General features: G+C 67.1%; 11 protein-coding genes. 7 read left to right on the plus strand and 4 right to left on the minus strand.

The genetic code is table 11. From position 1 onward, the window contains the following. Positions 1-106 precede the first annotated feature (106 nt). Positions 107-3,436 (minus strand): bifunctional lysylphosphatidylglycerol synthetase/lysine--tRNA ligase LysX, encoded by a 3,330-nt coding sequence (lysX, locus tag N4S67_RS16200; RefSeq protein WP_260993968.1) that lies wholly within the window; start codon positions 3,434-3,436, stop codon positions 107-109. A gap of 42 nt (positions 3,437-3,478) precedes the next feature. Next, positions 3,479-3,841, minus strand: a complete 363-nt coding sequence (locus N4S67_RS16205) for a DUF1844 domain-containing protein (protein ID WP_260993969.1) — start codon at positions 3,839-3,841, stop codon at positions 3,479-3,481. A gap of 218 nt (positions 3,842-4,059) precedes the next feature. Between N4S67_RS16205 and infC the strand changes: the two genes are divergently transcribed. Genes infC through N4S67_RS16225 form a run of 4 tightly spaced genes read left to right on the plus strand, consistent with a single transcriptional unit; the run spans position 4,060 to position 6,080 of the window. After that, the gene (gene infC, locus N4S67_RS16210; protein ID WP_260994068.1) at positions 4,060-4,671 is read left to right on the plus strand and encodes a translation initiation factor IF-3; all 612 of its coding nucleotides are present in this window, start codon (positions 4,060-4,062) and stop codon (positions 4,669-4,671) included. Positions 4,672-4,679: 8 nt separating this feature from the next. Next, positions 4,680-4,874, plus strand: coding sequence for a 50S ribosomal protein L35 (rpmI, locus tag N4S67_RS16215; protein WP_260993970.1), 195 nt, complete (start codon positions 4,680-4,682; stop codon positions 4,872-4,874). 43 nt (positions 4,875-4,917) lie between these two features. Further along, positions 4,918-5,307: a 50S ribosomal protein L20 gene (rplT, locus tag N4S67_RS16220; protein ID WP_260993971.1), complete on the plus strand. Its 390-nt coding sequence runs from the start codon at positions 4,918-4,920 to the stop codon at positions 5,305-5,307. A gap of 23 nt (positions 5,308-5,330) precedes the next feature. Further along, positions 5,331-6,080 (plus strand): TrmH family RNA methyltransferase, encoded by a 750-nt coding sequence (locus tag N4S67_RS16225; protein WP_260993972.1) that lies wholly within the window; start codon positions 5,331-5,333, stop codon positions 6,078-6,080. A gap of 78 nt (positions 6,081-6,158) precedes the next feature. Here N4S67_RS16225 and N4S67_RS16230 read toward each other — a convergent pair whose 3' ends face one another. Continuing rightward, the gene (locus N4S67_RS16230; RefSeq protein ID WP_260993973.1) at positions 6,159-7,394 is read right to left on the minus strand and encodes an acyl-CoA dehydrogenase family protein; all 1,236 of its coding nucleotides are present in this window, start codon (positions 7,392-7,394) and stop codon (positions 6,159-6,161) included. 4 nt (positions 7,395-7,398) lie between these two features. Continuing rightward, complete coding sequence (locus tag N4S67_RS16235; RefSeq protein WP_260993974.1) at positions 7,399-8,427, minus strand: oxygenase MpaB family protein; 1,029 nt, start codon at positions 8,425-8,427, stop codon at positions 7,399-7,401. Positions 8,428-8,699: 272 nt separating this feature from the next. Here N4S67_RS16235 and N4S67_RS16240 point away from each other — a divergent pair, with 272 nt between their 5' ends. The 3 genes from N4S67_RS16240 to pheT are packed head-to-tail and all read left to right on the plus strand — an operon-like array spanning position 8,700 to position 13,164. After that, positions 8,700-9,611 (plus strand): adenylate/guanylate cyclase domain-containing protein, encoded by a 912-nt coding sequence (locus N4S67_RS16240; RefSeq protein WP_313959951.1) that lies wholly within the window; start codon positions 8,700-8,702, stop codon positions 9,609-9,611. Between the two features lie 23 nt (positions 9,612-9,634). After that, entirely contained in the window at positions 9,635-10,678 is a 1,044-nt protein-coding gene (pheS, locus tag N4S67_RS16245; RefSeq protein WP_260993975.1) for a phenylalanine--tRNA ligase subunit alpha, read from the plus strand. Continuing rightward, positions 10,678-13,164 carry a phenylalanine--tRNA ligase subunit beta gene (gene pheT, locus N4S67_RS16250; RefSeq protein WP_260993976.1) on the plus strand — a complete coding sequence of 829 codons (2,487 nt, stop codon included), beginning with the start codon at positions 10,678-10,680 and terminating at the stop codon, positions 13,162-13,164. Before pheS ends, pheT begins: the two co-directional genes overlap by 1 nt. Positions 13,165-13,198 lie beyond the last annotated feature (34 nt).

Genomic DNA, 13,198 nt, shown 5'->3' on the forward strand with positions numbered 1-13,198 from the left:
GCCGGCTGTGAGTTACCCGTCGTCCAGCGCTCGCTTCCGCGAACGTTCCGTACCACTCGACATTTCGGACACTGGTCGAGCGGTAAGGAACGTTCGCGCGGCGGAGCTAGCGGGGCTTGGCCAGCGGGAAGGGCAGCGTCTCACGGATGCTGCGTCCGGTGATCAACATGACGACCCGGTCCACCCCCATGCCGAGGCCGCCCGTCGGCGGCATCGCGTACTCCATCGCCTGCAGGAAGTCCTCGTCGAGTTCCATGGCCTCCGGATCACCGCCTGCGGCCAGCATCGACTGCTCCTGCAGGCGTCTGCGCTGCTCGACCGGGTCGGTCAATTCGCTGTAGGCCGTCCCGAGTTCGACGCCCCACGCCACCAGGTCCCAGCGTTCGGCGACACCGGCGATGCTGCGGTGCGGCCGGGTCAGCGGCGACACCGAGGTAGGGAAGTCCTTGTAGAACGTGGGCTCTTCGGTCCGGTCCTCGACGAGATGCTCGTAGAGTTCGAGCACCACCGCGCCGGTGTCCCAGTGCGTCAGATACGGAATGTTCGCACCGTCGCACAACTTGCGCAGCGTCGCCAGGTCCGTGTCGGGGCCGATCTGCTCACCCAGCGCCTGCGACACGGCCTCGTGCACGGTCTTGACCGTCCACGTCCCCGAGATGTCAACGGGTTCCAGCGTGCCGTCCGGGCGCGGACGCATGAACACGTGCGCCCCGTTCGCGGCCTGCGCTGCGTTCTGAATCAACTCCCGGCAGCCGTCGATCCAGACGTTGTAGTCGGCGTGTGCCTGATAAGCCTCCAGGAGCGTGAATTCCGGGTTGTGGCTGAAGTCGACGCCCTCGTTGCGGAAGGCGCGGCCCAGCTCGAAGACCCGCTCGACGCCGCCGACACACAATCTTTTGAGGTAGAGCTCGGGTGCGATCCGCAGGTACAGATCGAGGTCGTAGGCGTTGATGTGGGTGAGGAACGGCCTGGCGTTGGCGCCGCCGTGGATCTGCTGCAGGATCGGCGTCTCGACCTCAAGAAACCCCTTGCCCACCAAGGTTTCGCGGATCGCGTGCAGCACGCCGCTGCGGGCCCGGATCAGCTCGCGGGCCTCGGTGTTGATCGCCAGGTCGACGTAGCGGGCACGTACCCGTGCCTCCTGGTCGGTCAAACCCTTCCACTTGTCGGGCAGCGGCCGCAGGCACTTTCCGATCAGCCGCCAGTTGAGCACCAGCAGTGACCGCACGCCCTTCTTGCTGTAGCCCATCGTGCCGGACACCGCGATCAGGTCGCCGAGGTCGATAGCTTGGGTGAAGTCCGCCGTCGTACCCGCATCGAGCAGCGAATTGTCAAGCAGGAGTTGCACTTCTCCCGACCAGTCGCGCAGCTGGGCGAACAGCACTCCGCCGTAGTCGCGGATCCGCAGCACACGGCCTGCGACGGTCAGGGTTGCCGCCCCTTCGGAGTCAACCGCCTGCGCGACGGTGTGGCTGGGCTGTTCGCCGACGGGGTAGGCGTCGATTCCGTTGTCTTGCAGAGCCTTCAACTTGGCCATGCGGACCCGCACCTGCTCGGGCAGCCGCTGCCGCTCCTCGTCGGGCAGGTCACCCTCCAGTGCGCCGACGTCGGGGGCGCTGCCGTCATGGTGCAACACGCCGCTGGACACCAGGTTCTGCGGTGCCGCGATGTGCTGGCCGGTGTGCTGCTTGTTGCGTCGCGAGAAAGGCAGCACGAGAAACCCTTCGGCGATCACCGACGCGACACCGACGCGGGGGAGCAGCCGGGCGTCCTCGTAACACGCGTAGCGCGGAACCCATTCCGGCTGGTATTTCATGTTCGACCGGTACAACGTCTCGAGCTGCCACCATCGCGAGAAGAACACGAGCAGGCCGCGCCACAGCCGCGCCACGGGACCGGCGCCCAGCTGCGCACCCTGCTCGAACGCCGACCGGAACATCGCGAAGTTGAGCGAGATGCGGCTCACGCCGATGCCTTCGGACTGCATGCACAACTCGCTGACCATCAGCTCGATAGTGCCGTTGGGCGACTGCGGTGAGCGCCGCATCAAATCCAGCGACACCCCGTTGGTGCCCCACGGAACCAGCGACAGCATCGCGACGACTTCACCATCCCCGGCGCCGGCTTGTACCGCCTCCACCAGGACGCAGTCGCCGTCGGCCGGATCGCCGAGCCGGCCCAGCGCCATCGAGAAGCCGCGCTCGTCGTCGGTGTCGCGCCACGCGTCCGCTCGTGCGATCACGTCGGCCATCTCGTCGCTGTCGATGTCCCGATGCCGGCGGATACGCACCGAGGTGCCCGCCCGCCGGGCCCGGGTGACCGCTTGGCGCACCGCGCGCATGTCCGGTCCGGACAGCCGGAAGTTGTCGGGGTGCAGTATCGCCTCGTCGCCGAGTTGCAGCGCGCTGAGACCTGCGGCCTGGAACGCCTGTGCGGCCGAGAAACTCGCGCCCATCACGCCGGGTGCCCATCCGTAGGTCTCGCACAGCGCAAGCCACGCCTCGATGGCCTGAGGCCAAGCTTTCGGATCACCGACAGGGTCGCCGCTGGCGAGACACACACCGACCTCGACGCGATAGGTGATTGCGGCGCGGCCGGTGGGCGCGAACACCACGGCCTTGTCGCGCCGGGTGGCGAAGTAGCCCAGGGAGTCGTTCTTGCCGAAGATCTCAAGCAGACCGCGGATCGCCGACTCGTCCTCTCCGGTGAGTGCGTTATCGGCGCGCTGCGACCGGAACAATACGATCGCCGCAGCCATCAGCGCGAGCGCACCGAACAGGCCCAGCAGTGCGTTGACGAACACGTGGGGGTGCCCGGAGAACGAGTCCGACGACGCGCCCGCGAATGCGCTCACCCGGTTCAACGCGTAGAGGAAGCGGTCGTCGCGCGCCAACGACCCGGGGAAGAGTTCGAGCAGCCCCCAGCCGACGAGCGTGCCGACTGCCATCGCGGCGACCAGCGTCGCGGCGGCCTTGACCAGAGCACCGCGGCGCACCTTGGCCCAGAACTCTTTACGGGCCAGGACCAAGAATGCAATCGCGGCGACGTGGAACACCAGGCCGATGGACTCGCCGCTCTCTTGCATCCAGGTCTCGTCGCCGGTGGCGAGGTCGCCGACGTTCCAGCCGATCGCCGCGACCATGTACACCAGCAGGATCAACCAGGCGATGCGTTTGCGCGCCGCCAGCGCGGCGGCCAACAACGCCAGAACGAACGCCCAGGCGAAGCTGGTGTCAGGAAAGTTGAAGATGTAGTCGTTGACGAACTCCCTCGGCACCCTGATGACCGAGCGCACCAACGGCGAGACACTCGCGATCAACGACAGGGTGGCGATGACGCCGACGGTCCATCCGGCTGCGGCGGGAACCCACGCGTGGGTGGCTCTTCGGCCTGCCCTCGAAGCATTGCTGGTACCCGCCGGGCTAGTGACCGTCATAGGGCGCGAGGATATGCGCTCAACCCCCGAAATACGTGCTACTCACGACCAGACGGGGCCTGTGTACTTCTCACCGGGGCCGTGGCCGGGTTCCTCCGGTTGCGCGCTGGCTTCACGGAACGCCAACTGCAGGGTCTTCAGTCCGTCGCGCAGCGGACCGGCGTGCGGTCCCAGGTACTCTGCGGAGGCGGTCACCAGACCGGCAAGCGCGGTGATGAGCCGGCGTGCCTCGTCGAGATCTCTGCGCGGGCTGTTGTCGGGATCGGACTCGGAGAGGCCGAGTTTCTCGGCCGCGGCACTCATCAGCATCACGGCCGACCGGCTGATCACCTCGACCGCCGGGATGTCGGCCAGGTCGCGCACGGCCGAGCCGGGCAGGTCGGGTGTGTTCGGATCCTCGGTCATGGCTGCTAGACTGGCATGCGCGACCGTCCCGGCGTACGCCAGGGACAGCAAGTGGAGTCCCACTCCCACCGCTGACCATACCGGTACAGCGGTCCGGTCACAGGCATCTGATGCCTGTCCTGGTCGGCATTGGGCCCTGCTTCCAGCAGGGCTTTTCCGTTCGGAAGAGCGGATTGCTGGTGGGTGTTGGACTCCTGGAGGACAACATAGGAGGCCCCATCAGCACTGAGACCCGCGTCAACGAGCGCATTCGAGTACCTGAAGTCCGCCTGATCGGACCGGGTGGCGAGCAGGTAGGCATCGTGCGCATCGAAGACGCCCTCCGCGTCGCCGCGGACGCCGATCTCGACCTTGTCGAAGTAGCGCCGGACGCCAAGCCGCCGGTCTGCAAGATCATGGACTACGGCAAGTTCAAGTACGAGACGGCTCAGAAGGCACGCGAGTCTCGCAAGAATCAGCAGCAGACCGTCGTCAAGGAACAGAAGCTCCGGCCGAAGATCGACCCACATGACTACGAGACCAAGAAGGGTCACGTCGTTCGCTTCCTGCAAGCGGGGTCGAAGGTCAAGGTCACGATCATGTTCCGTGGACGCGAGCAGTCGCGGCCCGAACTGGGCTACCGACTCCTGCAACGGCTGGGCGCCGACGTCGCCGACTACGGCTTCGTCGAGACGTCGGCCAAGCAGGATGGCCGCAACATGACGATGGTGCTGGCTCCGCACCGCGGCGCGAAGACTCGCGCCAAAGCGGCGCACGACGCGGACGCACCGCCCGCGCAGCGCGCAGGTGCGCAGCCCAGCGAAGCACAGACCGAAACACCACAGAACTGAGGACAGATATGCCCAAGGCGAAGACCCACAGCGGCGCTTCAAAGCGGTTCCGTCGCACCGGAACCGGAAAGATCGTGCGCGAGAAGGCCAACCGTCGGCACCTCTTGGAGCACAAGCCGAGCACCCGTACCCGTCGGCTGGAAGGACGCACTGACGTCTCTGCCGCCGACACCGCCCGCGTCAAGAAGCTGCTGAACGGGTAATTCGGCCCGAGCACGTACGACCTGAATGGAATAGGACACTCTCATGGCACGCGTGAAGCGCGCAGTCAACGCCCAGAAAAAGCGGCGCACAGTACTCAAGGCCTCCAAGGGCTATCGCGGTCAGCGGTCGCGGCTGTATCGCAAAGCAAAAGAGCAGCAGCTGCATTCACTGAACTACGCCTACCGGGACCGGCGTGCCCGCAAGGGCGAGTTCCGCAAGCTGTGGATCTCCCGCATCAATGCCGCGGCTCGCGCCAACGACATCACCTACAACCGGTTGATCCAGGGCCTGAAGGCCGCCGGTGTCGAGGTGGACCGCAAGAACCTGGCCGAGATCGCCGTCAGCGATCCTGCCGCCTTCACTGCGCTGGTGGAGATCGCACGGGGTGCGCTGCCCGAGGACGTCAACGCACCGTCGGGCGAGGCTGCCTGACGTTCACCGAACGCTCTGCCCGGGTGGTGGCTGCGGTCAAGCTGCACCGCCACGTAGGACGACGCCGCGCCGGACGCTTCCTCGCCGAGGGACCCAACCTCGTCGAGGCGGCGTTGCGGCGCGGACTCGTCTGCGAAGTGTTCGTCACCGAAGCGGCGGCTGACCGTTTCGGCGAAATGCTCACCGATGTGCCGTTGCAGCTGGTGAGCGACCGCGCGGCAAAGGCGCTGTCGGACACCGTGACCCCAGTGGGTCTCGTCGCGGTGTGCAACGTGCCCGAGACATCCCTGGCGGACCTGCTGGCCGGCACTCCCCAGCTGGTGGCCGTTGGCGTGGAGACTTCTGAACCCGGCAATGCGGGCACCTTGATCCGCCTCGCCGACGCCATGGGTGCGGACGCGGTTGTGCTGGCCGGGCACAGCGTCGATCCGTACAACGGCAAATGCCTTCGGGCCTCGGCAGGCAGCATCTTCTCGATACCTGTTATCTCCCAATCGGATTCGGCTGCAGCGGTGTCAGCGCTCGCCTCAGCGGGATTGCAGACACTGGCCACAACGGTGGACGGGGAGCTTCTGCTCGACGATGCCGATCTCGCAGCGCCGACGGCGTGGTTGTTCGGCCCCGAGGCGCACGGCTTGTCCGCGGAGCTGGCGTCGGCCGCGACACATCGGGTGCGGATCCCCATGCCGGGCAACGCCGAAAGCCTCAACGTGGCGTCTGCCGCGGCGATATGCCTCTACCAGAGCGCGCGGGCAGCGCGTCGCGCCTCCTAGCGCGAGCAGACGCAAAACTGCCGTGAATCCACCGAAATCAGGCAGGTTTACGTCTGCTCGCGAGAAAAAGGTGGCCCCTCAGCCGCTGAGCAGACCTCGTGCGACGTGGGTGATCTGAACCTCATTGCTGCCGGCGTAGATCATCAGCGACTTGGCGTCGCGGGCCAACTGCTCGACGCGATACTCGGTCATGTATCCGTTGCCGCCGAACAGCTGAACGGCGTCCATCGCCACCTCCGTCGCGGCCTGCGAGCAGTACCACTTGATCGCCGAAGCCTCGGGCAGCGGGATCGGCTTACCCTGCTCCGCAGACTCGATGACGCGAAACAGGATGTTGCGCACGTTCATTCGAGCGACTTCCATGTTGGCCAGCTTCAGCTGAATCAGCTGGAACTGGCCGATCTCCTGGCCCCACAGCGTGCGGCTCTTGGCATAGTCGACACACAGCCGCAGGCATTCCTCGATCACGCCCAACGACATGGCTGCAACCCCGATGCGCTCGGCGGAGAAGTTCGATCGCGCGCTGTCGCGCCCGTCGCCCCCTGAGCTGTCCTCGGTCTCGCCGAGCAGCCGGTCGCGGCCGAGTCGGACATTGCTGAAGAACAACTCACCGGTGCGCGAACTGTGAATGCCCATCTTGCGGAACGGCTTCGACTGGACGAAGCCCTCCATGCCACGGTCGAGAACGAAGGTCAGCACCTTGCGGTCGCGTTTGTCGACCCCGGGTTCATCGAGCTTGGCGTACACCACCACCACATCGGCGTCCGGTCCGTTGGTGATGAACGTCTTCTGGCCGTTGAGCAGGTAATCCTCCCCGTCGCGCACGACGTAGGACTTCATGCCGCCGAACGCGTCCGAGCCGGAGTCGGGTTCGGTGATCGCCCACGCGCCGATCTTGTCGTAGGTCACCAGATCAGGGAGCCAACGCTCCTGCTGGGCGAGGGTGCCGCGGCCCATGATCGTCGGGACGGTGAGGCCCAGGCTGACCCCCATGCCGGTGACGATGCCCATCGACACCCGGCACAACTCGCTGACCACCACGAAACCCATACCGCCGGAACCGTCGCCGAACATCCCGCCGCCCCCCGACGCCGAGCCCGATGACGAGGTTCCGTCGCGCAGCTTGGCGAGCCTCTTGTTGAGCGAGTCCCGGGCCATGTCGGTGATGCCGAACGTCGCGAAGAGCTTGCGGATGATGGGATAGGGCTCCATCTCGCCGCTTTCCAGCGCGTCGACGTGCGGACGTATTTCCTTGTCGACGAACTCGCGCACGGCATCACGCACGGCGATATCGACGTCGGACCATTCGAGCATGCGTTCAGGCTGCCTTATCGCGTCCGCGCGCCGGCCGCAGGCCCGCCAACGAGAACGTCGTGTGCACCAGCGACCCGGCGCGGTCGAGCAGCGTCTTACGCGTCGGCTGGTAATGCATCGGCAGGCCGCGGCGGTCGCGCGGCGGCGCCACGAACGACGGCGCCTCGATCAGCGGAGCATCGGCGGGAATCCGACCCTCGGCGCGCCGATAGGCGGCCAACGCCCGTGGGTGCAGGCGTATTTCGTCGGGCACCGCGACGAAAGCCAGTTCCACGATCTTGCCGAACAAACGCAGCAACACCTCGTCGCCCGGCGTCCACCGCATGCCGGCCTTCTCACGCACCGCGTCGTCGAACAACCCCGCCGCGATCCAGCGCTGCGCGCCGATCATCGGCCGGAACAGCTGGTCCCACACCGGTGTCGGCATCAATACGAACCACGGCTTGGGAATGCGGATCTTGAAGATGTCCAACGTGGCGCGGTTGATCTCCAGCTCCTCGCGGCACTTGCGGTCCCAGTACGCGCAGAAGTCTTCCCAGCTGTCGGGCACCGGCCGCATGCTCATGCCGTACATCCGGTACCACTGGACGTGTTCTGAGAACAACTGGCGCTTCTCGGCGTCGGTGAGGCCGCCACAGAAGTATTCGGCCGTCTTGATGATCAGCATGAAGAACGTCGCGTGCGCCCAATAGAACGTCTCGGGGTTGAGCGCGTGATAGCGACGGCCCGCGCTGTCGGTGCCCTTGATCGTCTTGTGGAAACCCTTGATCTGCGCGCCCGTCTGCGCCGCCCGGTCGCCGTCGTAGACCACGCCCATGATCGGGTACACCGAGCGCGCCACCCGCTGCAGCGGTTCACGTAGCAGTATCGAGTGGTCTTCGACGCCTGCACCGAGCTCGGGATACATGTTCTGGATCGCGCCGATCCATACGCCGAGCATCCCGGTTCGCAGGTCGCCGAAGTACTTCCAGGTCAACGAGTCGGGTCCGAGCGGGCGACCGGCGTGGGCGGTGCCTGCGGTCGAAGCGGTCATCGGTTCGCCATGTTCTGCTCCTCGTGCGCGGATTGCGGGCCGCGGCTGTCTCTCCACGATAATGTTGACAACGTGTGTTGTCTATGATTCGGCGGGCGCGTCGCGACAGGCATCGCGTACGCAACGCACGCGACCGGCAAATCGACAGCAGGATGACCGGCCGCGGCAGAAGCCGACTGTGAGCAGCGCCTGGATCAAAGGGTCGCTGTCACGACCAGCGGCTTCGCAAAGCTCGATTGCTGCCCGCCCGGCCCATTCCCTAGGCTTGAGCCGTGAATGCCGAGCCGTTCGACGAACGCGCCCGCAGCATCGGAGAAATCGACGAGGTCCCCGACGGTTCTCACCGGCCTGCGGGTCCTCGACCGGTGAAGTGGCTGAAAAAGCCCAACCACAACCGCGACGTCGTCGCCCTCCTGCGGCGGATGCGCCGTGCCCTTCCCGGCGATCCCGAGTTCGGGGATCCGCTGTCGGCGACCGGTGTCGGCGGTCCGAGTGCCGCGGCGCGCGCGGCCAACCAGCTGCTGGAGCGTGACGCGGTGTCGCGGGAGGTCAGCCTCGGCGCCCTTCAGGTCTGGCAGGCACTGACCGAACGGGTGTCGGGTAAGCCTGCCAACCCGGAGGTCACATTGGTCTTCACCGACCTGGTCGGGTTCTCGGCGTGGTCGCTGAGCGCGGGTGACGACGCGACGCTCAAACTGCTGCGTCGGGTGGCCCAGGTCGTCGAGCCCCCGCTGCTGCAGGCCGGCGGGCAGATCGTCAAGCGCATGGGCGACGGGCTGATGGCGGCATTCGCCGAGCCGGCGACGGCGGTGCGGGCGGCGATCGCCGCCCGCGAGGCTGTGAAGGCGACCCAGGTGGACGGTTACCAGCCCCGGATGCGGGTCGGCATTCACACCGGAAGGCCGCAGCGGATCGGTTCGGACTGGCTCGGGGTCGACGTCAACATCGCGGCGCGGGTAATGGCGCGAGCCACCCGCGGCGAGCTGATCGTGTCGCACGCCACACTGGAGCGCATCACCGACGAAGAGTTCGACACGCTCGGTGTCACCGCCAAACGGCTTCGCAGGCAAGTCTTTACCGCCAAGCAGGAAGGCGTGCCCGCCGATCTGATCATGTACCGGCTGCGAACGAACCGGCATCCAGTGTCCGACGACGACGAACCCGGGGACGAACCGGACGAGTAACGGCCATCGCGTACGATCGCCGGGTGGCTGAGCAGCCCATAGACCTGTCAGACGAGGCGTTGACCAAAGCCGTCAGCGCGGCCCGGCATGCCTTCGATCTGGCGGGGGACCTCGACGCGCTGGCGCGCGCGAAGACCGAACACCTCGGTGACCGCGCGCCGATCGCATTAGCGCGGCAGGCCCTGGGGGCGCTGCCGAAAGCTGACCGAGCGGATGCGGGCAAGCGCGTCAACGTGGCGCGCACCGAGGCGCAGCAGGCCTACGACGAGCGCCTCGCGGCGCTGCGCGCCGAACGCGACGCCGCGGTCCTGGTCGCCGAGCGCATCGACGTGACGTTGCCGTCGACCAGACAGCCGGTCGGCGCGCGGCACCCGATCACGATCCTTGCCGAGCGCATCGCCGACACGTTCGTCGCGATGGGGTGGGAACTCGCGGAAGGACCGGAGGTCGAGACCGAGCAATTCAACTTCGACGCACTGAACTTCCCGCCGGATCACCCCGCACGCAGCGAGCAGGACACCTTCCACGTCGCGCCCGACGGCTCGCGGCAGGTGCTGCGTACGCACACCTCGCCGGTGCAGATCCGGGCGCTGCTCGAGCGTGACCTGCCGGTCTACATCATCTCGATCGGGCGCACCTTCCGCACGGACGAACTCGACGCCACGCACACTCCGGTGTTCCATCAGGTGGAGGGTTTGGCGGTGGACAAAGGCCTGACGATGGCGCACCTGCGCGGCACCCTCGACGCGTTCGCCCGTTCCGAGTTCGGCCCGGAGGGCCGCACCCGTTTCCGTCCGCACTTCTTCCCGTTCACCGAGCCGTCCGCCGAGGTCGATGTCTGGTTCGCCAACAAGAAGGGCGGACCCGGCTGGGTGGAGTGGGGCGGCTGCGGCATGGTCAACCCGAATGTGTTGCGGGCGTGCGGCATCGACCCCGAGATCTACTCCGGTTTCGCGTTCGGTATGGGACTGGAGCGAACCCTGCAGTTCCGCAACGGGATTCCCGACATGCGCGACATGGTCGAGGGCGACGTGCGGTTCTCGCTGCCATTCGGAGTGGGAGCCTGATGCGGGTTCCGTACAGCTGGCTGCGCGACGTCGTCCAGGCCGGCGCACCAGGCTGGGACGTCTCTGCCGCCGAGCTCGAGCAGACGCTCATCCGGATCGGTCACGAGGTCGAAGAGATCATTTCGGTCGGTCCGGTCACCGGTCCGTTGACCGTAGGCAGGGTCGTCGAGATCGAGGAACTCACCGAATTCAAGAAGCCCATCAGGGCCGTCAAGGTCGACGTCGGCGAATCTGACCCCCGCGACATCGTCTGCGGGGCAACCAACTTCGTGGTCGACGATCTGGTCGCGGTGGCGCTGCCAGGCACCGTCCTGCCGGGCGGGTTCACAATCGGCAGCCGCAAAACCTACGGGCGTGTTTCCGACGGAATGATCTGCTCGGCATCGGAGATGAACCTGGGCGTCGACCATTCCGGCATCCTGGTGCTGCCGCCGGGCACGGCCGAGCCGGGCGCCGCGGCCGTCGACGTCCTCGGCCTCGACGACGTCGTGTTCCACCTCGCAGTCACCCCGGACCGCGGTTACTGCCTGTCGATGCGCGGAATGGCGCGAGAGATCGCGAACGCCTACGACCTCGACTTCGTCGATCCGGCCGACGTGCCCGCGCTGCCCGTCGACGGCGAGGCGCTGCCGTTGACCATCCAGCCCGGCACCGGCGTGCTCCGGTTCGGTCTGCGACCCGTCACCGGTATCGATCCGAAAGCAGTGTCGCCGTGGTGGATGCAGCGACGGCTGCTGCTGTCGGGCATCCGCGCCATCTCGCCGGCGGTCGACGTCACCAATTACGTGATGCTCGAGATCGGCCACCCGATGCACGCCCACGATCGCAGCCTGATCACCGGCGGTTTCGAGGTTCGCTTCGCCGAGGCCGGGGAGACCGTGGTCACCCTCGACGACATCGAGCGCCGCCTCGACCCCGGTGACGTCCTGATCGTCGACGACATCGCCACAGCCGCCATCGGTGGCGTGATGGGAGCGGGCACCACCGAGGTGCGCGACAGCACCACCGACGTCCTACTCGAGGCTGCAGTCTGGGACCCGGCCGCGGTGTCGCGCACTCAGCGCCGGCTTCGCCTCTACAGCGAGGCGGGCCGGCGATACGAGCGGACAGTCGACCCGGCCATCTCGGTGGCAGCGCTCGATCGTTGCGCGGCGCTGTTGGCCGAGATAACGGGTGGCACAGTCGAACCAACGTTGACCGACTGGCGCGGTGACCCGCCGCGCGAGGACTGGTCGCCGCCGCCGGTCACGATGGCCGTGGATCTGCCTGACCGCATCGCGGGTGTCGACTACGCGAAGGGCACGACAGAGAAGCGGCTGACCCAGATCGGCGCAAACGTCGTGGTCACCGACGGTCAAGCGACCGCCACACCGCCGAGCTGGCGGACCGACCTGCGCCAGCCCGCCGACCTGGTGGAAGAGGTGCTGCGGCTCGAGGGGCTCGAGGTCATCCCCTCGGTGTTGCCGCTCGCCCCGCCGGGACGCGGGTTGAGTCCGATCCAAAAGCGTCGTCGGGCTATCGGAAAGTCCTTGGCGCTCAACGGATATGTGGAGATCCTTCCGACGCCGTTCCTGCCTGCGGGAGTGTTCGACCGGTGGGGCCTCGAAGCGGACGACCCGCGCCGGTCGACCACAGAGGTGCTCAACCCGCTGGAGTCGGACCGTCCCGCGCTCGCCACCACGCTCTTGCCCGGGCTGCTGGAAGCTCTGACCCGCAACGTATCTCGCGGAGCGGTCGATGTAGCGCTGTTCGCGATCGCCCAGGTGGTCGAACCGACGGCGGATACCCGTGCCGTCGAACGCATCCCGACCGATCGCCGGCCCACTGACGATGAGATTGCGGTTCTCGACGCATCGCTGCCGCACCAACCCCAGCACGTCGGTGTGGTGCTGGCCGGTCTGCGTGAGCCCGCGGGGCCGTGGGGGCCCGGCAGGCCGGTGCACGCCAGCGACGCGTTCGAGGCGGTCCGGGTGATCGGTCGGGCCGCCGGTGTCGAACTCACGCTGCGGCCGGCGCAGGTTCTGCCGTGGCATCCCGGCCGGTGCGCCGAGGTCGTGCTCGGCGATACGGTCGTCGGCCATGCCGGTCAGCTGCATCCCGCGGTGGTGGAGCGGTCCGGACTGCCCAAGGGCGCCTGCGCCGCGGAACTGGACCTCGACGCCATTCCAATCACCGACGCGGCGCCCGCTCCCTCGGTGTCGCCGTTCCCGGCGGTCTTCCAGGACGTCAGCCTGATCGTCGAAGAAGACGTCGCCGCCCAGCGCATCGTCGATGCAGTCCGCGACGGCGCCGGCCCCCTGCTCGAGGACGTGCGGTTGTTCGACGTGTACACGGGCCCGCAGATCGGCGAGGGCCGGAAGTCGGTGACGCTCGCGCTGCGCTTCCGGGCCGAGGACCGCACGCTGACCGAGGATGAGGCGAGCGCCGCCCGCGACGCCGCCGTCGTCACGGCCGCCGAACGTGTAGGGGCCGAGCAGCGCCGCTGACCGTAAGATAATGGATTTGCATCGAGTTGCATAA

It is taken from the genome of Mycobacterium deserti, from assembly GCF_025345615.1.
Classification (GTDB): Bacteria; Actinomycetota; Actinomycetes; order Mycobacteriales; family Mycobacteriaceae; genus Mycobacterium; species Mycobacterium deserti.

Coding starts and splice junctions, on each gene's coding strand:
- lysX (WP_260993968.1), bottom strand. CDS start 3,436: ATGACGGTCACTAGCCCGGCGGGTACCAGCAATGCTTCGAGGGCAGGC.
- N4S67_RS16205 (WP_260993969.1), bottom strand. CDS start 3,841: ATGACCGAGGATCCGAACACACCCGACCTGCCCGGCTCGGCCGTGCGC.
- rpmI (WP_260993970.1), top strand. CDS start 4,680: ATGCCCAAGGCGAAGACCCACAGCGGCGCTTCAAAGCGGTTCCGTCGC.
- rplT (WP_260993971.1), top strand. CDS start 4,918: ATGGCACGCGTGAAGCGCGCAGTCAACGCCCAGAAAAAGCGGCGCACA.
- N4S67_RS16230 (WP_260993973.1), bottom strand. CDS start 7,394: ATGCTCGAATGGTCCGACGTCGATATCGCCGTGCGTGATGCCGTGCGC.
- N4S67_RS16235 (WP_260993974.1), bottom strand. CDS start 8,427: ATGACCGCTTCGACCGCAGGCACCGCCCACGCCGGTCGCCCGCTCGGA.
- pheT (WP_260993976.1), top strand. CDS start 10,678: ATGCGGGTTCCGTACAGCTGGCTGCGCGACGTCGTCCAGGCCGGCGCA.